This window comes from Micromonospora sp. LZ37, from assembly GCF_059359015.1.
In genome coordinates, this window is record NZ_JCADBL010000016.1 from 31,324 (window position 1) to 53,077 (window position 21,754).

20 protein-coding genes, 1 tRNA gene and 1 other RNA gene are annotated in these 21,754 nt (G+C 73.1%); 4 read left to right on the forward strand and 18 right to left on the reverse strand.

From position 1 onward, the window contains the following. Positions 1-2 precede the first annotated feature (2 nt). Complete coding sequence (locus tag AC5L3Z_RS26825) at positions 3-1,292, reverse strand: MFS transporter (protein ID WP_494846084.1); 1,290 nt, start codon at positions 1,290-1,292, stop codon at positions 3-5. Between the two features lie 56 nt (positions 1,293-1,348). Here AC5L3Z_RS26825 and AC5L3Z_RS26830 point away from each other — a divergent pair, with 56 nt between their 5' ends. Further along, positions 1,349-2,338 carry a GlxA family transcriptional regulator gene (locus AC5L3Z_RS26830; RefSeq protein ID WP_494845917.1) on the forward strand — a complete coding sequence of 330 codons (990 nt, stop codon included), beginning with the start codon at positions 1,349-1,351 and terminating at the stop codon, positions 2,336-2,338. A 123-nt stretch (positions 2,339-2,461) separates the two neighbouring features. Here AC5L3Z_RS26830 and AC5L3Z_RS26835 read toward each other — a convergent pair whose 3' ends face one another. The 6 genes from AC5L3Z_RS26835 to AC5L3Z_RS26860 form a co-directional block, all read right to left on the reverse strand. After that, on the reverse strand, positions 2,462-3,550 hold the full coding sequence (locus AC5L3Z_RS26835) for an FUSC family protein (RefSeq protein ID WP_494845918.1): 1,089 nt from the start codon (positions 3,548-3,550) through the stop codon (positions 2,462-2,464). Between the two features lie 13 nt (positions 3,551-3,563). Continuing rightward, positions 3,564-4,076 carry a hypothetical protein gene (locus AC5L3Z_RS26840; protein ID WP_494845919.1) on the reverse strand — a complete coding sequence of 171 codons (513 nt, stop codon included), beginning with the start codon at positions 4,074-4,076 and terminating at the stop codon, positions 3,564-3,566. A 116-nt stretch (positions 4,077-4,192) separates the two neighbouring features. Further along, on the reverse strand, positions 4,193-6,142 hold the full coding sequence (locus tag AC5L3Z_RS26845) for a VWA domain-containing protein (protein WP_494845921.1): 1,950 nt from the start codon (positions 6,140-6,142) through the stop codon (positions 4,193-4,195). Positions 6,143-6,144: 2 nt separating this feature from the next. Then, on the reverse strand, positions 6,145-7,644 hold the full coding sequence (locus tag AC5L3Z_RS26850; RefSeq protein WP_494845922.1) for a magnesium chelatase ATPase subunit I: 1,500 nt from the start codon (positions 7,642-7,644) through the stop codon (positions 6,145-6,147). Between the two features lie 73 nt (positions 7,645-7,717). Next, positions 7,718-8,215, reverse strand: coding sequence for a hemerythrin domain-containing protein (locus AC5L3Z_RS26855; protein ID WP_494845923.1), 498 nt, complete (start codon positions 8,213-8,215; stop codon positions 7,718-7,720). A 4-nt stretch (positions 8,216-8,219) separates the two neighbouring features. After that, a complete protein-coding gene (locus AC5L3Z_RS26860; RefSeq protein WP_494845925.1) occupies positions 8,220-9,188 on the reverse strand; it encodes an aldo/keto reductase in 969 nt (322 codons plus the stop codon). Between the two features lie 64 nt (positions 9,189-9,252). Between AC5L3Z_RS26860 and mgrA the strand changes: the two genes are divergently transcribed. After that, complete coding sequence (gene mgrA / locus AC5L3Z_RS26865; protein WP_494845926.1) at positions 9,253-10,248, forward strand: L-glyceraldehyde 3-phosphate reductase; 996 nt, start codon at positions 9,253-9,255, stop codon at positions 10,246-10,248. Positions 10,249-10,304: 56 nt separating this feature from the next. Here mgrA and AC5L3Z_RS26870 read toward each other — a convergent pair whose 3' ends face one another. The 4 genes from AC5L3Z_RS26870 to AC5L3Z_RS26885 all read right to left on the reverse strand — a co-directional run bounded on the left by AC5L3Z_RS26870 (position 10,305) and on the right by AC5L3Z_RS26885 (position 13,339). Further along, positions 10,305-11,234, reverse strand: a complete 930-nt coding sequence (locus AC5L3Z_RS26870) for a lytic polysaccharide monooxygenase auxiliary activity family 9 protein (protein WP_494845927.1) — start codon at positions 11,232-11,234, stop codon at positions 10,305-10,307. A 148-nt stretch (positions 11,235-11,382) separates the two neighbouring features. Continuing rightward, positions 11,383-12,165 carry an META domain-containing protein gene (locus AC5L3Z_RS26875; protein ID WP_494845928.1) on the reverse strand — a complete coding sequence of 261 codons (783 nt, stop codon included), beginning with the start codon at positions 12,163-12,165 and terminating at the stop codon, positions 11,383-11,385. A 421-nt stretch (positions 12,166-12,586) separates the two neighbouring features. Further along, positions 12,587-12,659 (reverse strand) — tRNA-Ala (locus tag AC5L3Z_RS26880). Between the two features lie 89 nt (positions 12,660-12,748). Then, the gene (locus AC5L3Z_RS26885) at positions 12,749-13,339 is read right to left on the reverse strand and encodes a YqgE/AlgH family protein (protein WP_494845930.1); all 591 of its coding nucleotides are present in this window, start codon (positions 13,337-13,339) and stop codon (positions 12,749-12,751) included. 150 nt (positions 13,340-13,489) lie between these two features. Here AC5L3Z_RS26885 and AC5L3Z_RS26890 point away from each other — a divergent pair, with 150 nt between their 5' ends. Both AC5L3Z_RS26890 and mdlC read left to right on the forward strand, forming a co-directional pair. Then, entirely contained in the window at positions 13,490-14,293 is an 804-nt protein-coding gene (locus tag AC5L3Z_RS26890) for an S-methyl-5'-thioadenosine phosphorylase (RefSeq protein WP_494845932.1), read from the forward strand. A gap of 133 nt (positions 14,294-14,426) precedes the next feature. Continuing rightward, positions 14,427-16,022, forward strand: coding sequence for a benzoylformate decarboxylase (gene mdlC / locus AC5L3Z_RS26895; protein WP_494845933.1), 1,596 nt, complete (start codon positions 14,427-14,429; stop codon positions 16,020-16,022). A 3-nt stretch (positions 16,023-16,025) separates the two neighbouring features. Here mdlC and AC5L3Z_RS26900 read toward each other — a convergent pair whose 3' ends face one another. The 7 genes from AC5L3Z_RS26900 to prfB form a co-directional block, all read right to left on the reverse strand. Next, entirely contained in the window at positions 16,026-16,967 is a 942-nt protein-coding gene (locus AC5L3Z_RS26900; RefSeq protein WP_494845935.1) for a hypothetical protein, read from the reverse strand. Positions 16,968-17,011: 44 nt separating this feature from the next. Further along, on the reverse strand, positions 17,012-17,476 hold the full coding sequence (locus AC5L3Z_RS26905) for a hypothetical protein (RefSeq protein WP_494845936.1): 465 nt from the start codon (positions 17,474-17,476) through the stop codon (positions 17,012-17,014). A gap of 191 nt (positions 17,477-17,667) precedes the next feature. Continuing rightward, positions 17,668-18,043: a transfer-messenger RNA gene (gene ssrA, locus AC5L3Z_RS26910) on the reverse strand. Between the two features lie 103 nt (positions 18,044-18,146). Continuing rightward, the gene (smpB, locus tag AC5L3Z_RS26915; protein WP_494845937.1) at positions 18,147-18,626 is read right to left on the reverse strand and encodes an SsrA-binding protein SmpB; all 480 of its coding nucleotides are present in this window, start codon (positions 18,624-18,626) and stop codon (positions 18,147-18,149) included. Positions 18,627-18,761: 135 nt separating this feature from the next. After that, positions 18,762-19,637, reverse strand: coding sequence for a permease-like cell division protein FtsX (gene ftsX / locus AC5L3Z_RS26920; protein WP_334519619.1), 876 nt, complete (start codon positions 19,635-19,637; stop codon positions 18,762-18,764). A gap of 67 nt (positions 19,638-19,704) precedes the next feature. Beyond that, positions 19,705-20,385, reverse strand: a complete 681-nt coding sequence (ftsE, locus tag AC5L3Z_RS26925; RefSeq protein ID WP_109802316.1) for a cell division ATP-binding protein FtsE — start codon at positions 20,383-20,385, stop codon at positions 19,705-19,707. Between the two features lie 118 nt (positions 20,386-20,503). Next, positions 20,504-21,625 carry a peptide chain release factor 2 gene (gene prfB, locus AC5L3Z_RS26930; protein WP_334519626.1) on the reverse strand — a complete coding sequence of 374 codons (1,122 nt, stop codon included), beginning with the start codon at positions 21,623-21,625 and terminating at the stop codon, positions 20,504-20,506. Between the last annotated feature and the right edge of the window lie 129 nt (positions 21,626-21,754).

A 21,754-nucleotide genomic window follows, 5' to 3' on the forward strand; every position in this document is an offset into this window, starting at 1 on the left:
GGTCAGCCCCGGTAGCTCCAGGCCCGCGCGGTGGGCGCCGCCGCCGGCAGCGGCACCGGTTCCCGCCGGCGCAGCAGCAGGGAGAGCCCGGCGGCGCCGATCGAGAGCGCACCGGCGGCGTACCAGGCCAGCGCGTAGTCGCCGAGCGAGTCGCGGACCAGGCCCGCCCCGGTCGCGGCGACCGCCGCGCCGAGCTGGTGGGCGGCGAAGACCCAGCCGAAGACCACCGCGGCGGAGGCGCCGAAGTATTCCCGGCACAGCGCGACGGTCGGCGGCACGGTGGCCACCCAGTCCAGCCCGTAGAAGACGATGAAGACCAGCATGCTCGGCTCGGCGGTGCCGGCGAAGAGGCTGGGCAGCACCAGCAGCGACCCGCCCCGCAGCGCGTAGTAGGCGCCGAGCAGCAGCCGGCTGTCCACCCGGTCGGTGAGCCAGCCGGAGGCGATGGTGCCGACGATGTCGAAGAGCCCGACCAGGGCGAGCAGCCCGGCGGCGGTGGTCTGCGGCATGCCGTGGTCGTGCGCGGCCGGCACGAAGTGCGTACCCACCAGGCCGTTGGTGGTCGCCCCGCAGATGGCGAACCCCCCGGCGAGCAGCCAGAACGGCCGGGTCCGCGCGGCGGAGGCCAGCGCGCCCACCGCCCGGGACGCCGCGCCGCCGGCCGGCGGCGTGGGCGGGGAGACCTCGGCCGCGCCGTAGGCGGGCAGGCCCAGATCCGCCGGGTGCTCGCGCAGCAGCCACCCCACCAGGGGTACGACCGCCAGCGCGGTCGCGGCGACGACGAGCGCCGCCGTGCGCCAGCCGTGGTCGCGGACGAGTACGGCCAGCAGCGGCAGGAAGACCAGTTGGCCGGCCGCCCCACCGGCGGTCAGCACCCCGGTCACCAACCCCCGGCGGTGCACGAACCAGCGCCCGGTGACGGTGGCGACGAAGGCCAGCGCCATCGAGCCGGTGCCGAGCCCGACCAGTACCCCCCAGCAGAGGATGAGCTGCCAGCTGGCGGTCATGAACACGGTGAGCCCGCTGCCGAGCGCGACCAGCGCCAGCGCGGAGGCCACCACCCGGCGGATGCCGAACCGGTCCATCAGCGCGGCGGCGAACGGCGCGGTCAGCCCGTAGAGCAGCAGGTTGACCGAGACGGCGGCGGAGATGGTGGCCAACGGCCAGCGGAACTCGGCGTGCAGCGGGTGCAGCAGCACCGAGGGGGTGGCGCGGAAGCCGGCCGCGCCGACCAGCGCCACGAAGGCGACGGCGGCGACGGTCCAGGCCGGGTGGAGGCGGCGGGGTCGGATCACGGTAGTGAGTCTCGGCGGCGGCGCGACGACCGACGAGTGGCCGGATAGCCATCATGCGCAACAATCGGGCCATGACCGTGACACCGCACCGGGTCGCCGTGCTCGCCCTCGACGAGGTGGTCGGCCTCGACCTCGGCACCCCCGACCAGGTCTTCGGCACCGCCCGGACCGGCGCGGGGACACCCCTCTACGCCGTCGACACCTGCACCCCGGGCGGTCGCCCCGTCCGCAGCACCGCCGGCTTCCAGGTGCTTCCCGACCACGGGCTGGAGCTGGTCGCGGCGGCCGACACCGTGGTCGTCCCCGGCATCCACGGCGGCCCGGCGCTGGCCGACGGCACCCTCGACGAGCAGGTGGCCACGGCGTTGCGGGCGGCCCACGAGCGCGGCGCGCGGGTCATGTCGATCTGCACCGGCGCGTTCGTGCTGGCCGCCGCCGGGCTGCTCGACGGTCGCCGGGCCACCACCCACTGGGCGTACGCGGACCGGTTCCGCCGGCTGCACCCGGCCGTCGACCTGGACCCGGACGTGCTCTTCATCGCCGACGACCGGGTTCCCACCTCGGCCGGGGTGGCCGCCGGCATCGACCTGTGCCTGCACGTCATCCGCACCGACCACGGCAGCGAGGTGGCCAACCGCGCGGCCCGGCGCTGCGTGATGCCGCCGTGGCGCGACGGCGGCCAGGCCCAGTACATCGAGCGGCCCGTCCCCCGGGCGGCCGAGTCCGGCACCGCCGCCACCCGGGAGTGGGCCCGGCAGCGGCTGCACGAACCGGTGGCGCTGCGGGACCTGGCCGCGCACGCGCGGATGAGCGTGCGCACCTTCACCCGGCACTTCCGCTCCGAGACCGGGCTCAGCCCCGCCCAGTGGCTGCTCCAGCAGCGCACCGACCACGCCCGGCTGCTGCTGGAGAGCACCGACCTGACCGTGGACCAGGTCGCCCACCGGTGCGGTTTCGGCACCGCCGCCGCGCTGCGCCAGCAACTGCACTCCCGCATCGGCGTCTCCCCCTCGACCTACCGCCGCACCTTCCGCCGCGCCTGACGCACCGGACACCCGCCCCCTGTCCCGGACGGGGCCGCGCGGCGCTCACCCGCGGGGGTCGCCCGTCCGTCGCGTGCCGTCGGGTCGTGCAGCCCGATGGTGAGCAGGCGAGCCGGCCCGGGGTCAGGGCGACGGGTCGGCGGCGGAGGCGGAGGCGGCGGTGTGCAGGCGGTGCAGCGCGGCGAGCGCGTCGCCGAGGTGGACCTCGGTCGCCGGGGACGGCTCGGGGCGGGGCGAGATGCCGGGATGCGGCCGGCCTCCGGGCTGGTCGCTCGGTTCGCCGGACATCGACAGCAGGGGATGATCGGCCAGCTCCGTCAACCCGTCGGCCAGCTCGGTCAACCGGGTCTGCAGCCGCCCCGGCATGGGCGTGGGGTCGGACGCGAGCAGGGCCTGCACGTCGTCGCAGAGCAGCAGGACGGCGGCGCCGAGCACGTCGATGTCGTCGAGGGGCCGGTTGACCCGCCGTAGATGGGCGGCCCTGCGGCGCCCGCGCACGGTCCGACCGCTCACCCGCCGGGCCGCCATCCGCGCCTGGGTGAGGGCGCCGAGCCGGGCGTGCGCGTCGCGCGCGTCCTCGCAGGCGGTGTCCGCCCGCTCCGGTGCGCCCGTCCGCAGCGACTCGGCCGCGATGCGCAGCGCCGCACCGAAATCCCGCAGGATCTCCCGGACCGGGGCGGTGACCAGCTTCACCGGGTCGGGCGTGAAGAGCACCTGACTGCCGACCAGACCGATCGCACCACCGACCGCGGCGTCGAGGACGTAGTCCGTGGGCGAACTCGCCGACCCCACCGCCACCACGATCAGCACGGCCCCACCGGACTGGATGTAGGTCAACGGCCGCGGGTCGACGAGCGCGGCCAGGGTCATGGACAGGGCGATCGCCGGCGCGATCAGCCAGACCTCGTTGCCCACGTCCAGGGCGCGCACCCCCGTTCCGACCAGGACACCGCTCAGCACCCCGACGAACAGGTCGAGGGCCTGCCGCGCCCGTCCGCCCATTCCCGCGGTCAGGCAGATCAGCGAGGCGGTGGCGGCGAAGATCGGGCTCTCATGGTCGAAGACCGTCTGGGCGATCCACCACGCCGCGCCGGCGAGCAGCGCGGACTGGGCGATCATCGGCGCCGCCACCCGCATCCGGTGCCGGAACAGGCCCGGTCCGGCCATGTCCAACTCGGACCGGCGGGCCTCGGCCCAGCGGCGCAGATTCACCGGACCGGTCGGCTCACGCCGGCAGGGACCGGTCGACGGCCGGACGGTCGGCGGTGGCCGGCTCGGCGGATCGCATGACCCGCAGCTGGGCCAGGTGCTTGGGCAGGTGGACGCGGGTGTGCAGGTCGAGCGTGCGGGACCAGGGCAGCGGCCCGTCGACCACCAGGTCGTAGCCCTCCCGCAGGTGGGTCTCCACCGAGGTGTCCGCCGCCGGGCCGAGGCGGTCGACCAGCGCGCAGAGCTTCTGGCTGGTGGCGCGCAGCAGGGTGGCCAGCCCGGCCAGCCCGCCGCACTCGTCAACCAGCGCGTCCAGCTCCGGCCGGTGGACGCCGGCCAGGTCGTAGAAGGCGTACGGCGAGCCGGCGAGCACGGCCTCGGTGGCCTCGCTCATCAGCTCGTCGTTCACGGCGAGGTGCGCCACGAGCTGCTCGGCACTGAGCTGCCCCGTCCCCGGCGGCCCGAACCCACCCGCCTCCACCTCGGCGAGCAGCTCCTCGTAGACCCGCCGCAACTCCCCACTCTCCATCCCCCCAGTCAACCCCGCCCACCGGCGTCGGTCATGGAGTTATGGTGCCCGGCTCACCCGGATGGGCGGCTTTCCTCCCCCACCACAACCGCATGATCGGCGCGGGTGGGCGGGAGTCAGCGGGAGGTGCGGGTGCGGAGGTAGTCGCTGACCACGTACTCGCCGAGGTCGGACGGGTCGGGGGTGAACATGCGGCCCTTGGAGCGGCGGGCCACGGCGTCGACGAAGCGGCGCAGGCCGGGGTCGTCGCCGAGCATGAAGAGGTTGAGCATGGCGCCGTGCCGGGTCAGGCGGTCGACCTCACGGATGGTCGCCTCGATCGTCTCCGGCAGCGGCGGCCAGTGGAAGAGGGACTCCCCGCCGTCCGGGTCGAGGTGCGCGGTCGGCTCCCCGTCGGTGACCACCAGCACCACCGGCTCGGCGTCCGGATGCCGACGCAGGTGCCGGCCGGCGAGCCGCAGCGCGTGCTGGAGGTTGGTGCCCTGCTGAAGGTCCGGCTCCACCGCCGCCAACTCCTGCTGGGTCAGCGGCATCGCCTCCCGGCCGAAGCCGACGATCTGCAGGGCGTCCTGCGGGAACCGGGTCGCCACCAGGTGCGACAGCGCGAGCGCCGTCTGCTTCATCGGCCCCCACCGACCCTGCGAGATCATCGAGTACGACAGGTCGACGCAGAGCACCACCGCCGCCGACGCCCTCCGCTCGGTCTCCACCACCTCGAAGTCCTCGACGGCGAGCTGGAGCGGGACCGTCGGACCGGCCCGACGCACCGCCCGGGTGAGGGTGCGGACCACGTCGAGGGGCTGCTCGTCGCCGTACTCCCAGGGTCGTGACCCGCCGCTGACCTCGCCCGCCGCACCCGCCGTACGCAGGTCGTGCTGGCCGCGCGGTCCGGCGGTCAGATCCGCGAAGACCCGCCGGAGGGCGGTGCTGGCGAGCCGGCGCAGCGCCTTCGGGCTCAGCGTCAGCCCGTCCGCGTCCCGGCTAACCCAACCCTGCCGGCGCAGCTCCCGCTCCAGCTCCCGCAGCCGGCGTACGTCGTCGGCGGCGTCGCGGCCCAGCGTCCGGGCCACCGCGTCGACGTCCACGTCGTCCAGCGTGGCGCCCGGGTGTTCCTGGTCGAGGGCGTCCAGCAGCTCGTCCAGCTCGGCGATCTCGCCCAGCGCGGCGGTCGCCTCGCCGTAGCCGAGCGGCTGGTCACCCCGGACCCGCTCGCCCCGCTGCCAGCCCAGGTCGGGGCGGAGGGACCGCAGGTGCGCGTCGAGCGCCGACAGCTCACCGGCCAGCCGCTCGCCGAGCGACTGCCGCATCAGCCCGGCCAGCTCCGCGCGCTGCCGGTCGGACAGGGACCGCATCAGCCGCTCCCCGGCCGCCGCCCGCCGGGCCAGCACGTCGACCAGTTCGTCGACGCTGCGCGGCTGCTCCGGGAAGAACTCGCCGTGGCGGCGCATGAACTCGGCGAACGCGTCGGTGGTGTCCTCGGCGCGGGCGTGCCGGGCCAGCAGGTCGTTGAGGTCGCGCATCATCTCGCCGAGCTGGCGCTGGACGGCCGGGTCGGCGGTCGCGCGGGCGGCGTCCCGCAGCCCGGCGAAGCGCTGTTCGAGCACCTCGCCGCGGAGGCCGTCGAGGATCCGCTGGTACGTCCGCCGCGCCTCGTCGCTGGCCCACCGGTACCCGGCCAGCTCCTCCACGGCGCGGGCGGTGGAGCGGGGCAGGTTGTCCAGCACCGCCTCGGCGAAGCGCGCGTCGTCGCCGTCGCGCCCCCGCAGCTCGTCCCGTTCGGCCGCCAGGGCCTGGTCGAGCAGGGCCCGGGACCGGGTCACCGCGCCGTCCAGGTCACCCCGGCGCAGCGCCTCGCGGCGCAGCCGGCGGGCCCGGGCGGCCAGGTCGTCCAGGCCGCCGCGGCCCTGCGGGCCACGGCGCAGCAGGTCGCGCAGCGCCTCCCGCAGGCTGCCGCCGGCCAGCACCTCCGCGCCGACCGCGTCGACGGCGGCGCGCACGTCGTACGGCGGGGCCAGCGGGTCGGGGCCGCCGCGCCACTGGCCGTAGCGGAACCGGTTGCCGGCCATCGTCAGCCCCGGCCGCCGTAGACCGTGCGACCCGAATCGGTGACGTCCTTGCCGAGCCGGCGGGTCAGGTGCAGCCCCTCCAGGACGAACTCGACGCCGGCGGCCGCCTCGTCGGGGGTGGGCGCGTCGCCCATGCCGAGCCGGTCGAGCACCTTGGCCAGCCCCGGCACCGTGCCGACCTGACGCATCAGTTCGGCGGAGGAGACCAGCTCACCGGTCTCGATCACGGTGCCCTCGGCGACCAGCTCGGTGAAGCCGGAGAGGTCCAGCCCGGCCAGCCGGGCGCGGAAGGTCTCGGCGGTGGCCGTGCGCAGCAGGTGGGCGAGGATCTCGCTCTCCCGCCCCTCCTCGCCGCTCTCGAACTCGACCTTCCCCCGCAGCGTCGACGTGACCGACACCGCGTCGCCCACCCGGGCCACGGCGGTGGCGAGGAAGGGCTCCCCGTCGGCACGGGGGCCCCCGGTCGGTGCCGGGCCGTCGGCGACGCCCTCGGCGGCGAGCAGGCCGGCGCGGCGCAACGCGGCGGCGGCGACGGTCTCGGCGGCGGCGATGGCGAAGCGAGCGGAGACCCCGGAGCGCGGGTCCACCGACGGGGACTCCCGCACCGCGCGGGCGAACCGCGCGAGGACCTCCAGCACGTGCTCCGGCACCTCGGCGACCAGGTCGGCCTCCTGCCGGATCAGCGCCAGCTCCAGGTCGAGGTCGGCCGGGTAGTGGGTACGGATCTCCGCGCCGAACCGGTCCTTGAGCGGGGTGATGATCCGGCCCCGGTTGGTGTAGTCCTCCGGGTTGGCGCTGGCCACCAGGAGCAGGTCCAGGGGCAGCCGCAGCTGGTAGCCGCGGACCTGGATGTCCCGCTCCTCCAGCACGTTGAGCAGCGCCACCTGGATCCGCTCGGCCAGGTCGGGCAGCTCGTTGACCGCGAAGACGCCCCGGTTGGTGCGCGGCACCAGCCCGAAGTGGATGGTCTCCGGGTCGCCGAGGGTGCGCCCCTGGGCCAGCCGGATCGGGTCGACGTCGCCGATCAGGTCCCCGACGCTGGTGTCCGGGGTAGCCAGCTTCTCGCCGTAGCGCATCGACCGGTGCAGCCAGCCGACCGCGAGGTCGTCACCGGCCTCGGCGACCAGCGCGCGCGACGCCGGGGTGAGCGGATGCAGCGGGTGCTCGTTGAGCACCGAGCCGGGGATCACCGGGGTCCACTCGTCGAGCAGCGCCACCAGCGACCGGATCAGCCGGGTCTTGCCCTGGCCCCGCTCACCGAGCAGCACCATGTCGTGGCCGGCGAGCAGCGCCCGCTCGACCTCCGGCAGGACGGTGTCGTCGTAGCCGACGATGCCGGGGAAGCGGTCGGCGCCGGAGCGCATCCGGGCCAGGAGGTTGTCGCGGAGTTCCTGCTTGACGGTGCGGTACCGGTGGCCGGCCACGCGCAGCTCGCCGAGCGTGCCGGGCAGGTCGGCGGGCGGGACCGGGTGAACCTGGTTGGGCGCAGTCACCCGACCCACGCTAGCGCGGTCGGGTGACCGGCGGCCCGCTTCGTACCGGATCATGCCCGGACCCGGCGGCCCCGACCCCGCCTCAGCGGTGCTCCTCGACGTACTTCCGCGGGTCCTTGTCGGCGAAGCGCAGGTTGCGGCCGTTCTTGTGCTCGCCGTAGAAGGTCAGCCAGCGCGCCCCCAGCTCGGCGCGGAGCTCGACGCTGGCGTGCCGGCGGAAGTCCGGCAGCGCCTCGTCCTCCTCCTCGGCGAGGTGTTCGCTGTTCTCCCGGCGGGCCTGCCACACCGCGGCCCACCACTCGTCGGAGCCGACCGGGTGCAGCTTGGAGGTGGCGATGGCGTCCCGGATCTTGTTGTGGTCGCCGATCGCGTCCTCGGTCTCCTCCTCGCCGTCGTCGCCGTGCCGGACCAGGTGCGGGTAGAGGATCGCCTCCTCCGCCTCGGCGTGGATGTCCAGGTGCAGGGCGAGCGCCTCCCAGACGGCCAGCAGCTCCGCCTCGTCGCGGGCGTCGTCGAGCCGGGCGAAGCCGCGCCGGAAGGCGGCGTGGTCGTCCATGATCAGTGCGGTGATGTCGTCCATGTGCTCACCTTCTCGTCCGGGCGCGGATCAGCTTCGGCACCGCGGCCAGGCCGGTGACCGGGCGGAACCGCCGGGTCGCGCCGGCCAGGGCGGCGTACTCGTCGTCGGTCAGGTCGATCTCGGCGGCGGCCGCGTTGCGTTCCATCTGTTCCACGCTGGACGCGCCGGGGATGGCCACCACGTTCGGGCGGTGCAACAGGTAGGCCAGGGCGACCTGGCTGGGGGTGGCGGCGTGCGCGTCGGCCACCTCGCGCAGCGTGCCGAGGAGCGCGGCGCCGCGTTCCAGGTTCTCCGGCAGGAAGTACGGGTTGGCCCGGCGCACCGCCCCGCTCGGCGGGTGCGCGGCGTCGTACCGGCCGGAGAGGAAACCCTGCGCGAGCGGGCTGTACGCGATGACGATCCGGCCGGCCCGCTCCGCGTACGGGATCAGGTCCTCCTCCGGGGCGCGGTCGACCAGGCTGTAGCGGACCTGGTTGCTGAGCACCCGGCGGCCCAGCGCGGCCTCGGCGAAGCGCCAGCGGCGCAGCGGGTAGTTGCTGACCCCGACCTCGGCGACCAGGCCGACGTCCTGCAGGGCCCGCATGCCGCGCATGGTGTGGGTGTCGGCCACCACCGGGTTGGCCTGGTGCACCTGGTAGAGGTCGATGTTGGTGACGCCGAGCCGGGCCGCCGAGGCGACCGCCCGCTGCTGCACCACCGGGGCGATCGGCAGCACGGGGAAGACCTTGCTGGCGACGACGACCTTCTCCCGGTCGTCACCGAGCGCGGCGCCGAGGATCCGCTCGCTGCGGCCGAAGCCGTACACCTCGGCGGTGTCGAAGAGGGTGACGCCGAGGTCGAGCGCGCGCCGGACGATCTCCGCGGCCCGGCGCTCGTAGTCCGGGCCGTAACCCCACTCCTTCGAGCCGAACTGCCAGGTGCCGAGGCCGATCTTCGAAACGGGCTTGGGGGTGTCGAGCGGGACGAAGCGCATGGGCTCGAAGCTACCCCCGGCGTCCGCGGTGCACGCCGGTTCGCGCCCGACCGGCGTTAGGCTCATGATCGTGACCTACCTCGCCGCGGACGACCGCTACGACCAGATGACCTACCGACGCAGCGGGCGCAGCGGGCTGCGGCTGCCCGCCATCTCGCTCGGCCTGTGGCACAACTTCGGGCCGGACCGGCCCTTCGACCGGCAGCGGGACATCGTCCGACGCGCCTTCGACCTCGGGGTCACCCACTTCGATCTGGCCAACAACTACGGGCCGCCCCCCGGCAGCGCCGAGGAGAACTTCGGCCGGCTGCTGGCGACGGACCTGAAGCCGTACCGGGACGAGCTGGTCATCTCCAGCAAGGCCGGCTACCTGATGTGGCCCGGCCCGTACGGCGAGTGGGGTTCGCGCAAGTACCTGATCTCCTCGCTGGACCAGTCGCTGCGCCGGATGGGCCTGGACTACGTCGACGTCTTCTACTCGCACCGGTTCGACCCGGACACCCCGCTGGAGGAGACGATGGGCGCGCTCGACGCCATCGTCCGCTCCGGCCGGGCGCTCTACGTGGGCGTCTCCAACTACGACTCGGAGCAGACCGCCCGGGCCGCGGCGATCCTGCGGGACCTGGGCACGCCGCTGCTGATCAACCAGCCGTCGTACTCGATGCTCAACCGCTGGACCGAGGAGGACGGCCTGCTGGACACGCTGGCGGAGGTCGGCGCGGGCTGCATCGCGTACAGCCCGCTCGCCCAGGGCCTGCTCACCGACCGCTACCTCGGCGGCATCCCGGAGGACTCCCGGGTGCGCACCAGCATCTTCCTCGACGAGAGCGACGTGACCGAGGAGAAGCTCGCCACCATCCGGGGGCTGGGCAAGATCGCCGAGGGGCGCGGCCAGACGCTGGCCCAGCTCGCGCTCGCCTGGGCGCTGCGCGACCCCCGGATGACCAGCCTGATCATCGGGGCGAGCAGCGTCGCCCAGTTGGAGGGGAACGTCGCCGCGGTGCGCAACCTCGACTTCACCGCCGACGAGCTGGCCGAGATCGACCGCCTGCTCGGCTGACGCCCACCCCGGGCCGTGACGTGGGCGCGGCGTCCGCCGCCGGACGCCGCGCCGCGTCACCAGACGCGACGCTGGCCGGCGCGGTGGTTGCGCACCTCGCAGGGACGCCCCGGGGGTACGGCGCCCGCCCGGCGCAGCCGCATCCCGACCATGGTGGCCAGCAGCACGGTCACCGCGACCGCCGCGCCCACCACCAGCGGCAGGCTGTCACCGCCGAGGTGGGTCACCGACGCCACGGGTACGCCGGCCGCCTCGACCGGCGCGGCGGTCAGCGCCGGCACGCCGCCGGTGGACGGCACCGCCTCCCCCTTCGGCGACGTCGTGGTGGAGGGGCGCGCGGTCGGGGTGGCGGCGGCCGACCCGGCCGACGGGCGGAACACCACGTCGGAGCAGGAGTAGTAGCTGTCCGGGGTGTCGGAGTTCTGCCACACCGTGTAGATCAGGTGTCGGCCGGTCAGCCCGCTCGGCAGCCGCCCCGGGATCTGGTACGAGCCGTCGCGCAGCGGCGGGTCGGTCACCGTCAGAAACGGCCGTGGGGCGATGTCCTCCCAGGTCAGCCGACTCTCCGGGTCATAGCCCGGGACCGTGGCGTAGAGCCGGAACGTGCCCTTGTGCGGGATGGTGCCCCGGTATCGGAAGGTGAACTTCGCCCCGGCGGTCACCTCGGTCGCCGGCCAGTCCGTGCGCGGCAGGTCCAACCCCCGGTACGCCGACAGCCCGCCACTGCACAGCTCCCCGTCGGGGATCCGCTCCCGGTCCCGGCCCTTGACGCCGAAGACCCGGATGTTGTCCCACTCGCGTACCGCCGCGCCGGCCGAGACGGCGGCCCGGCAGACCGGCGTGGCGCCGTGCGGACCCTCCGGACCGCAGGCCACCGAGCGGCTCAGCGGGCTGGTCGGCGCACCGTGCGCGGCGGCGGGCGCCGGGGTGAGCAGGACGGCCGCGGCGACGGCCGCGACGGCGGCGAGCACTCGGCGTACGGTCATGAGTTTGACCTCCCGCGCACTGGTACGGGCGGAAGCCGGCAAAGGTTCGACGCCCCGCCCGCACTTCGTCCGCGACCTCCTCGTCGGGTGTCGCCTCTCGGCTCAGGAACGCCGGGCAGCGTAGACGTCGTTTCTACTATCGGCCGCCTCAGCTGTCGCGCTGCAGCCGACCGGTCTCCCCGCCCTTGGCGTCGAGGAGCACGAGCACGTCGCCGTCCAGCCCTGCCCGCGAGGCATTGGAGAGCCAGAACCCGACCGAGATGTTGTCACAACCGATCAACGTGCTGGGTCCGCTGGTGGCGAGCAGGTCGCCCGCCGGTCCGGCGACCCATCGCCCTCCCGCACCGTTGCAGCCGTCGGAACCGCGCCATTCGCCGTCGTCGCGCAGCTCCACGTACGGCCGCTCGGGCCTGGGGCTACTCGTCGGAACGTTTATGGGCACCCATCGACCGAGCAGGGTGTCACGGCGCGCTGGCGTCAGGGTCGCCGGCAGCGCGGCGGCCGGTGCGAAGGCACGCCGGGCCTCGTCGGTGACCATGGGCGGCTCCGCCAGGGACGGCAACAGGTTCGGCCCGGGGGTGGGCTTCGCACCGGGCAGCAACCTGGCGACGGGCCCGCCCCGGTCATCGAGCAGAACGGGGCTAGCGCCCTCCACACGGAAGGCGCTGGCCCGACGTAGCCAGGCGGGAGTGGCCCCAGCACCGGGCCGGCATCCCGGGCCGTCGTGGGAGGCCGAATATCCGGAGGTGTCGGCGACGAACAGGCCGTTGACATTGGCCCGCCACATTCCCATCAGCACACCGCAGCGGCCGAACAGCAGCAGGCCGTCGTGCGTGTCGGGTGCGAGCCGCAGAATGTCGCCCGCGCCTTCGTCGACCTCCGCCACCTTCCAGGCGCCGATCAGCGCGACAGGATCCGCCTGCGGCGACACAGCCGACGCAGGTCCCGTACCAGCGGCCTGGGACCTACCCGGAGCCGCTGCCTCCGACCCGACCCGCTCGCCGCAGCCCCCGAGCACTATCCCGACCGCCACGACAGCTGTCAGGTACCTGCTTCCGCGCATCTCTGTCTCCCGTCGCAACGACCGCCGGGCGGTTGATCGGCCCGAACCCTCAGGCAATTGGACGAGCAACCACGGTCACCAGTTCCCCCGCCCGGACATCCCGCCCAGATCGGTGCCATCGCGGACATCTACCGCCACGTCATCCCCACTCAGCCCGTCCGGGCCGGCGACGCGATGGGGACGTGCTGTGGGGCGAGGAACAAGTAGCTGCGGCTACCTGCTCGGCTACTCCCGCCGTCAGGAACGACGAAGGGCGTCCGTCATGTCTGACGGACGCCCTTCGCAAGGGTGGAGCCGAGGGGACTCGAACCCCTGACCCCCACACTGCCAGTGTGGTGCGCTACCAGCTGCGCCACGGCCCCTTGCCTTCGTCCCGGTCACCCGGGCACGCAGAGAACTATACACACGCCGGTCGGCATGGTCATCTCGCGGGGGTACCCCCCGATCGGGGTCAGTTCAGCGCCACGTCCGGGGGAAAATGCGCCACCGCCGCCATGATCCCGCCCTGCCGGCGCAGCACCATCTGCCAGAGGTCGTCCGGCCGGTCGACGAAGGCGTCACCGGGCAGCGCGTCGAAGACGAACCAGGACCCGTCCTCGATCTCCTGCTCCAGCTGGCCCGTGCCCCAGCCGGAGTAGCCGGCGAAGACCCGGATGCCGCCGATGCCGTCGCGCAGCTTCTCCGGGTCGACCGACAGGTCGACGGTGCCCACCGCGCCGGAGATCTGCTGGAAGCCCTTCAGCCGCCGCATCGGGTGCCGCATCCGGGCCAGGCAGATCGCCGAGTCCGGCTGCACCGGGCCGCCCTCGAAGAGCACCGCGGGATGGCGGGCCAGGTCGCTCCAATCGCCCAGCACGTCGGCGACGGGCACCTCGGTCGCCCGGTTGAGCACGACGCCGAGCGCTCCACCGGCTTCGTGCGCGACCAGCAGCACCACCGTGCGGTCGAAATTCGGATCCTTGAGGGCCGGAGTCGCGACCAGCAGCCGCCCGGTCATCGACTCGATGGCTCGACCGCCGATCGCCTGTCCCTCCTCCTGCATGTCGGACACCGTCAGCCGCGCGCCGGGCCCGGGGACCGGGTGCCGTCGACCATCCGTGCTGTCACCGCCATGCCTGGCACCATAGCCTGCACCCGGGGTGCTGGCTAAGGTCTGTCCGGCGGGTGATCGAGCGGGATCGAGGGAGGCACGATGGGTCCGACGGCGGACATCGCGGTGATCGGCGGCTCGGGGCTCTACGCGCTCCTCGACGGGGCCACCGAACACGTGGTCGACACGCCCTACGGGGCCCCCTCCGACCCGGTCACCATCGCCGAGGTGGGCGGTCGTCCGGTGGCCTTCCTCCCCCGGCACGGCCGGGACCACCGGTACCCGCCGCACCTGATCCCGTACCGGGCCAACCTCTGGGCGCTGCGCTCGCTCGGGGTGCGCCAGGTGCTCGCCCCGTGTGCGGTCGGCGGGCTCCGCCCCGAGCTGGGCCCGGGCACGTTCGTGGTGCCGGACCAGTTGATCGACCGCACCAGCGGGCGCACCCAGACCTACTACGACCGGGGCGCGGTGCACGTGCCCTTCGGCGACCCGTACTGCCCGGTCGGGCGGCGGACGCTGCTGACCGCCGCGGCCGGCCGGGACGTGCCGGCGGTGGACGGCGGCACGGTGGTGGTGGTCGAGGGCCCCCGCTTCTCCACCCGCGCCGAGTCCCGCTGGTACGCCTCGATGGGCGGCACGGTGATCAACATGACCGGCCACCCGGAGGCGGTGCTGGCCCGGGAACTGGCCCTCTGCTACACCTCGATCGCGCTCGTCACCGACCTGGACGCCGGCGTCGAGGCCGGGCAGTCGGTGACCCAGGAGGAGGTGTTCCGGGTCTTCGCGGAGAACACCGACCGGCTGCGCGGGGTGCTGCTGGACGCGCTGGCCGCGCTGCCGGCCGACCGGGACTGCCCCTGCGGGCACGCCCTGGACGGCATCAAGACGCCCTTCCCGCTGCCCTGACCGGCGCACCGTTGGCCCGGTGAGCCGGAAAGCACCCGAGTCGTCCGTCCCGCCCCGATAGATTCGGCAGGTCGGGAACGGTCCACCGGGCCGTGCCGGCGGAGCACGGGCCGGGACACGGAGGCGGGGGACGATGGCGACCGTCCGGGACACCACCTACGACCTGCTCCGCGCCCTGGATCTGACCACCGTGTTCGGCAATCCCGGCTCGACCGAGGAGCCGTTCCTGCAGGACTTCCCGGCGGACTTCCAGTACGTCCACGCCCTGCACGAGGCGTCGGCGGTGGCCATGGCCGACGGGTACGCCCAGGCCAGCGGCCGCCCCGCGCACGTCAACCTGCACACCGCCCCGGGCACCGGCAACGGCATGGGCAACCTCGTCACCGCCTGGCACAACCGCACCCCGCTGATCGTCACCGCCGGCCAGCAGAGCCGGGAGATGCTGCTGATGGAGCCCCGGCTGGCCAGCCGGCACCCGACCGAGCTGCCCCAGCCGTACGTGAAGTGGACCCACGAGCCGGTCCGCGCGCAGGACGTCCCCGGGGCGGTGATGCGGGCGTACGCGACGGCGGCCCAACCACCGACGGGCCCGGTCTTCCTCTCCCTGCCGTTGGACGACTGGGACCAGCCGGCGGACCCGCCACCTCAGGTCCGCACGGTGGCCACCCGGTTCGCCCCCGACCCGGGGCGGCTGCGGGAGTTCGCCGCGGTGCTGGCCGGCAGCCGCTCCCCGGTGCTGGTGCTCGGCGCGGCCGTGGACCGGGCCGGGGCCTGGCCGGTGGCGGTGGCGGTGGCCGAGCGGCTCGCCGCGCCGGTCTGGTCGGCGCCGGCGCCGGAGCGGGCCGCCTTCCCCGAGCACCACCCGCACTACCGGGGCGTGCTGCCCTTCGCGATGGCCCCGCTGGCGGAGAAGCTGAGCGGGCACGACACCGTGCTGGTGGTGGGCGCGCCGGTGTTCCGGTACTACCCGCACGTGCCCGGCGACCACCTGCCGGAGGGGGCCCGGCTGCTGCACGTCACGGACGACTCCGAGGAGGCGGCCCGCGCCCCGGTCGGCGACAGCCTGCTCGGCGACGCGGGGCTCACCCTGGCCGCCCTGCTGGACCTGCTGCCGGCGGCCGACCGGCCGCCACCCGAACCACGGCCGGCACCGGCCCCGCCGGAGCCGGAGGAGCCACCGAGCGCGGACGCGCTCTTCGCCGCGCTGGCCGCGCACTGGCCGACCGACGGGATCCTGGTGCAGGAGTCGCCGTCCAACCTGGCCGCGCTGCGCCGCCGGCTGCCGATCACCCGACCGGCGTCGTACTTCACCATGGCCAGCGGTGGCCTCGGGTACGGCCTGCCGGCGGCGGTGGGGATCGCCTTGGCCGAGCGGGACGCCGGGCGACGCCGGCCGGTGGTCGCGGTGATCGGGGACGGCTCGTTCCACTACTCGGTGCAGGCGCTCTGGACCGCCGCGCGGCTGCGCCTGCCGCTGGTGGTGCTGGTGCCGGTCAACCAGCAGTACGCGATCCTCAAGTCGTTCGCCGACTTCAAGCACACGCCCGGGGTGCCCGGCTTGGAGCTGCCCGGGCTGGACATCACCGCGATCGCCCGTGGCTACGGCTGCGAGACCCGGGTGGTCACCAGTTGCGAGGAGCTGGGGGACGCGCTGGCCGGCGCGTTGCGGGCCGACGGGCCAACGGTGCTGCCGGCCCCGATCAGCACCGACGTGCCGCGCATCCTCTGACGCTCAGTGACGCTGCTGGGTGAGGACCCGGCCGGTCAGCACGTCGAGCACCGGCCGGGCGCCCAGCGGGGCCTTCAGGGTGACCGTGACCGGCTCCATCTTGAGCAGGTCGATGCAGGCCCCGGTGGCGCGGACGACGCCCCCACCGACCACCACCGCGTTGTCGTGCTCCTGCACCAGCGGGGTGATCCCGGTGTCGCAGGCGCCGACGCCGAGCGCGTAGGTCAGCTTCGCGCCGTCCACCGTCTGGATGTGCTGGGCGCCCACCACGCCGTCCGGGCCCGGGCGGGCCGGCGCGGTCGGCTCGGGCAGCGGGGTGACCGACTGCGGCGCCACCGCGACCCGGGCCACCGGAGCGGTCAGCTCCGCCACGGTGAACAGCCAGGCCGGCACCGCGGCGACGCCCCGGCTGGTACGCACCTCGGCGCTGCCCAGCTTCACGGCGGTGACGGTGAGCGGGATGCAGGCGCTGGTGACCGGACTGGACACCGACCCGTCCGGGCCGGGCTCGACCGTCGGGCGGGGCTGGCTCGGCCGTCCCTCGCACGGCGGCGGGTCACCCTGGTCGAGCTGCCGGTACGCCTCCGCCGCGCTGGCCAGCGGCACGGTCAGCGTGCCGTCCGGGAAGCGGATCGCGGCGTCGGCCGGCCGGGCGGTCGGCAGCCCGACCTGGTCCCGGTACCACCCGGCCAGGAATGCCTGCTCGGTCTCGGCGCTGAACCCCGGATCGCCGACCAGCACCGTCGCCGCCTCCAGCGGCACGTACCCCGTCGACCAGACGGCGGCGGGGCGCCAGCCCTCGGCCACCTCCACGGCCCGCTGCTCGAAGCCCTCCCAGCGGTGGTCGGCGCCGTCCCCGGACGCGACCCGGCCGGAACCGGCGGGTGCGCAGCCGGCAGCGATCAGCACGAGGGGCAGGCCCAGCAGAGCGATGAGTCGACGCATGCCAGTTGGACGCCGCTCACCGCCGGCCGGTTCCCGGCGTCCGGTCAGGTCTCCCCGCCGAGGTCGGTCTGGTACGCCTGCCAGAGCAGGTCCGCGCCGCGCTGCCGGTGCCGGGCCAGGGCCCGCAGCAGCTCGTCGGTGCGCCGGCGCAGTTCCTCGGCGCACACCCCCGGTGCCTCGGCGGCGTGCCGCAGGTCGGCGAGCGCCGCGATGATGGCCGCGTGCTCCCGGGTGAGCAGCCGTACGCCGCGGTGCAGCCGGGGCGCCTGGGCGAGCACCTCGGCGTAGAGGCCGGCCGGCCCCTCGGTGACCCGGACGTGCTCGGCGAAGCCCCGGCGCACCGGGGTGAGGTGGACGATGACCCGCTCGCGCCAGCGCGGCTCTCCGGGCGGCACGGCGAGCGCCCGGACCAGGGCGTACAGGTCGCCCGAGGGGCCGGGCCGGCGGGCCCTGGGCGGGCGGACCGTCGGTGGGACGACGGACGGCTGCTGGATCGGACCGGTGGCCATGGGCACCTCCCGCGCTGCTGAGCTACCGCGTACAGCGATGGTGAACCCGTCGGTGGTCGCTGTCCAGGGGCTGCCGACGGCTCATTCGCCCCACTGGCATCAGCGGTCCCACCAGCATCAACGGGGCCGGACGTGGGGCCGGAAACCACTGTGCGCCCCGGTCCAGGTGGACCGGGGCGCACAGTTCGAGGTGGTGGAGGTGCCGGGAATCGAACCCGGGTCCTTCGCCGGTTTGTCAGGGCTTCTCCGAGCGCAGCTCGCTGTGCCTCTACTCGGCCCCACCGCTCACGCGAGCAAGTTGGTGTGACGGGCCCAGTCGCTGATTGATCTCGCCGCACGGACCCCGCGACCGGGTCCGGTTGGCCAGCCTTCTAGCTGATGCCGGCTAACTGGGTCGAAGGCGCTCCCAGGCCGACAGACTCACTACTCGCCTCAGGCGGCGAGAGCGAAGTCAGCGCGATTGTTCTTGGCGCTTATTGGTTTCCGACGACCGATTCTCGAGACGACGTCGGCTTCCTCGGCTCGCTTCCCCTGTCGCTGCGTACGAAGTCGAAACCAGTCACCCCCTCGACGGGCCGCCTTGTGGCGGCACTGACAAGCCTAACGCCTGCCGCAACGGGTTTCATCCCGAGCCCCCGGCCGGCGCGCCGACCAGGACGTATGCGACAAATCAGTCGTCCATGCCCTTGCCGCGCCGGCCGGAGACCCGGGCGATCTCCCGGTCCGCGTCCCGCTTGGCCAGGTCCTGGCGCTTGTCGTAAGACTTCTTACCCTTGGCCAGGGCGATTTCCACCTTGGCCCAGCCGTCGGAGAAGTAGACCTGCAACGGGACCATGGTGAGGCCACCCTCGCGGGTCTTGCCGATCAGCCGGTCGATCTCCAGCCGCTTGAGCAGCAGCTTGCGGGTACGCCGGGGCTCGTGGTTGGTCCAGGTGCCCTGGGTGTACTCGGGAATGTGCATCCCGTGCAGGTACAGCTCGCCGTCGCGCTCCTGGGCGAACGCGTCGACCAGTGAGGCCCGCCCGGCCCGCAGCGACTTCACCTCGGTGCCGGTCAACGCCATGCCCGCCTCGTACGTGTCGAGGATGGCGTAGTCGTGACGCGCCTTCTTGTTGGAGGCGACCACCTTGCGACCCTTTTCCCGTGGCATCGGCGCCACCCCCTTCCGTGTGACCCGCAGCCGGTGTCACCGGCCCGGGGCGGAGATCATGCTACCCGAACGACAAGGGCCCTCCCGCGCCGTTTATTCCTGGCGCGGAAGGGCCCTCGCGGAGAGCCGACGTGACTAGACCCGCAGGTAGAAGCGAAGCGTGATCCACGCGGTGATCGCGCTGATCAGGCAGCCCACCCCGGCCATCAGCGGGAACACCAGGAAGATGTCCGACCACTCGATCGGCGAGAGCAGCCCCTCCAGGGCCTTCAGCGACCCGCTGAACAGGAACGTCTTCGCGCCGATCAGGGCCACCAGGCCCAGCAGGGAGCCGATCAGACCGGCGACCACGGCCTCCAGCACGAACGGCGCCTGGATGAACCAGTTCGACGCGCCGACCAGCTTCATGACCGCCACCTCACGCCGCTTGCTGTACGCGGCGACCTGGATGGTGTTGGCGACCAGCAGCAGCGCGGCGAAGGCCATCACGGTGGCGGCACCCAGCGCGATGTTCTGGATCGCGGTCAGGACGTTGAAGATCTGGTCGAGCAGCTTGCTCTGGTCGACGATCTCGTCGACCCCCTCGGTGTCCTTGTACTGGTTGTAGATGTCCCGGTACTGCTCGGGATTGACCAGCTTGATCCGGAACGACTCGGGCAGCTGGTCGGCCTTGACGGCGTTCACCAGGTCGGGGGCGTCCTGGTACATCTCCTGGAAGCGCTTGTACGCCTCGTCCTTGTTGACGTACACGACCTCCTTGACCAGGGGGTCGCCCTTCAACTTGGCGTCCAGGCCGTCACGCTGCTCGGCGCTGACGTCGGTCGCCAGGAAGATGGAGACCTGGACGTTCTCGTAGTAGAGGTCCTTCATGTCGCCGACCTGCTGGTACAGCAGGCCACTGGCGCCGAGCATGGTCAGCGACACCGCCATCGTGATGATCATCGCGATGGTCATCGTGACGTTGCGCCACAGTCCGACCAGTACCTCGGACAGGACGTATTTCATCCGCATCGGGTGTTCCTCCGGCTCTCCGGCATGAGGTGTTCGTCAGGGTGTACGGCAGGGGCGGAGCGCCGGCTCACCCGTAGACGCCGCGGGCCTGGTCGCGCACGATGCGGCCGCTCTCGATCTCGACGACGCGGCGGCGCATCTGGTTCACGATGTTGGAATCGTGCGTGACCATCACGACGGTCGTGCCGGTGCGGTTGATCCGGTCCAGCAGGCGCATGATCTCGATCGAGGTGTCCGGGTCCAGGTTTCCGGTCGGCTCGTCCGCCAGCAGGATCAGCGGGCGGTTCACGAACGCCCGGGCGACGGCGACCCGCTGCTGCTCACCACCGGAGAGCTCGTGCGGGTAGCGGTGCTCCTTGCCACCGAGCCCGACCAGCTCCAGCACCTCCGGCACGACCCGGCGGGCGACCGCCTTGGTCTTGCCGATCACCTCGAGGGCGAACGCCACGTTCTCGTACGCGGTGCGGTTGGGCAGCAGCCGGAAGTCCTGGAAGACGCAGCCGATCGAACGCCGGAAGTGGGGTCGCTTCCAGGAGCGCATCGAGGTGACGTCCTTGCCGTTCACGACGACCCGGCCCTTGTTGGGGCTGACCTCGTGCAGCAGCATCTTGATGATCGTGGACTTGCCGGAGCCGGATGGACCGATGAAGAAGACGAACTCGCCCTTCTCGATCGAGACGGACACGTTGTCGAGCGAAGGCCGGGACGCCTTCGGGTACGTCTTCGTCACTTGCTCAAGCTGAATCACGGGTGGTGAGTCTACGCGGTGTAACCGCTGAGCCAAGTCCCACGCCCCACCTGAGCGAGGCGCGTCGTCGATTCCCCCGGTCACCGGAGGACCGACGACGCGCTCCGCCCACAATCGATCACGCAGCGTCGTTGGCGAGCTGCTGCTGCTTACGCCAGCGGATGCCGGCCTCGATGAAGCTGTCCAACTCGCCGTCGAAGACCGAGGACGGATTGCCGGTCTCCTGCTCGGTTCGGAGATCCTTCACCATCTGATACGGGTGCAGGACGTAGGAGCGCATCTGGTCGCCCCACGAGCCGGCGGCGTCGGTCTTCAGGCCCGCCATCTTGGCCTGCTCCTCCTGGCGCTTGCGCTCCAGCAGCCGGGCCTGGAGCACCCGCAGCGCGGAGGCCTTGTTCTGCAGCTGGGACTTCTCGTTCTGGCAGGTCACCACGATGCCGGTCGGGATGTGGGTGATCCGCACCGCCGAGTCGGTGGTGTTGACGCTCTGTCCACCCGGGCCGGACGAGCGGTAGACGTCGATCCGCATCTCGTTCTCGGGGATCTCGATGCTGTCGGTCTGCTCCACCACCGGCAGCACCTCGACCCCGGCGAAGCTGGTCTGCCGGCGCCCCTGGTTGTCGAAGGGGCTGATCCGGACCAGCCGGTGGGTGCCCGACTCGACGCTGAGCGTGCCGTAGGCGTACGGGACCTTGACGGTGAAGGTGGCGGACTTGAGACCGGCCTCCTCCGCGTACGAGGTCTCGTAGACCTCGGTGGGGTAGCCGTGCCGCTCCGCCCAGCGCAGGTACATCCGCAGCAGCATCTCGGCGAAGTCCGCCGCGTCCACGCCCCCGGCGCCGGCCCGGATGGCGACCAGCGCCTCCCGGGAGTCGTACTCGCCGGAGAGCAGGGTGCGGACCTCCATCTCCTGGATGGCCTTGGTCAGGCCGGCGATCTCGGTCTCGACCTCGGTCAGCACCCCCGGGTCGGACTCGGCCTCGGCCAGCTCCAGCAGGACCCCGGCGTCGTCGAGGCGGGAGCGCAGGCTGCCCAGCTTGCTGATCTCACCGTTGACGTACGACAGCTGCGAGGTCACCTGCTGCGCCTTCGCCTGGTCGTCCCAGAGGTCGGGCGCGGAGGCCTGCTCCTCGAGCCGGGCCTTCTCCTCGTGCAGCCGGTCCAGATTGAGGACGGCCTCGATGTTCTTGAGGGTCGCGTCGAGGTCCTTGAGCTGTTCGGCGTAATCGGCAGCAGTCACGACAGACAAGCGTACTGCGAGGGCGAGGAGTGAGCTTGCGAGCCCCGCAGTCACGAGCCAAGAATCTCAGCGAGGGCGAGGAGTGAGCTTGCGAGCCCCGCAGTCACGAGCCAAGAAGTCTCCCCGAGG

What these genes read in the sequence shown, in the direction of transcription:
- AC5L3Z_RS26845 (WP_494845921.1), bottom strand. Translation starts at nt 6,142, where the DNA reads ATGGCCGGCAACCGGTTCCGCTACGGCCAGTGGCGCGGCGGCCCCGAC.
- AC5L3Z_RS26830 (WP_494845917.1), top strand. Translation starts at nt 1,349, where the DNA reads ATGCGCAACAATCGGGCCATGACCGTGACACCGCACCGGGTCGCCGTG.
- smpB (WP_494845937.1), bottom strand. Translation starts at nt 18,626, where the DNA reads ATGCCACGGGAAAAGGGTCGCAAGGTGGTCGCCTCCAACAAGAAGGCG.
- AC5L3Z_RS26840 (WP_494845919.1), bottom strand. Translation starts at nt 4,076, where the DNA reads ATGGAGAGTGGGGAGTTGCGGCGGGTCTACGAGGAGCTGCTCGCCGAG.
- AC5L3Z_RS26905 (WP_494845936.1), bottom strand. Translation starts at nt 17,476, where the DNA reads ATGGCCACCGGTCCGATCCAGCAGCCGTCCGTCGTCCCACCGACGGTC.
- ftsX (WP_334519619.1), bottom strand. Translation starts at nt 19,637, where the DNA reads ATGCGGATGAAATACGTCCTGTCCGAGGTACTGGTCGGACTGTGGCGC.
- AC5L3Z_RS26890 (WP_494845932.1), top strand. Translation starts at nt 13,490, where the DNA reads ATGGGTCCGACGGCGGACATCGCGGTGATCGGCGGCTCGGGGCTCTAC.
- AC5L3Z_RS26860 (WP_494845925.1), bottom strand. Translation starts at nt 9,188, where the DNA reads ATGCGCTTCGTCCCGCTCGACACCCCCAAGCCCGTTTCGAAGATCGGC.
- AC5L3Z_RS26855 (WP_494845923.1), bottom strand. Translation starts at nt 8,215, where the DNA reads ATGGACGACATCACCGCACTGATCATGGACGACCACGCCGCCTTCCGG.
- mgrA (WP_494845926.1), top strand. Translation starts at nt 9,253, where the DNA reads ATGATCGTGACCTACCTCGCCGCGGACGACCGCTACGACCAGATGACC.
- AC5L3Z_RS26900 (WP_494845935.1), bottom strand. Translation starts at nt 16,967, where the DNA reads ATGCGTCGACTCATCGCTCTGCTGGGCCTGCCCCTCGTGCTGATCGCT.
- AC5L3Z_RS26885 (WP_494845930.1), bottom strand. Translation starts at nt 13,339, where the DNA reads ATGCAGGAGGAGGGACAGGCGATCGGCGGTCGAGCCATCGAGTCGATG.
- mdlC (WP_494845933.1), top strand. Translation starts at nt 14,427, where the DNA reads ATGGCGACCGTCCGGGACACCACCTACGACCTGCTCCGCGCCCTGGAT.
- AC5L3Z_RS26870 (WP_494845927.1), bottom strand. Translation starts at nt 11,234, where the DNA reads ATGACCGTACGCCGAGTGCTCGCCGCCGTCGCGGCCGTCGCCGCGGCC.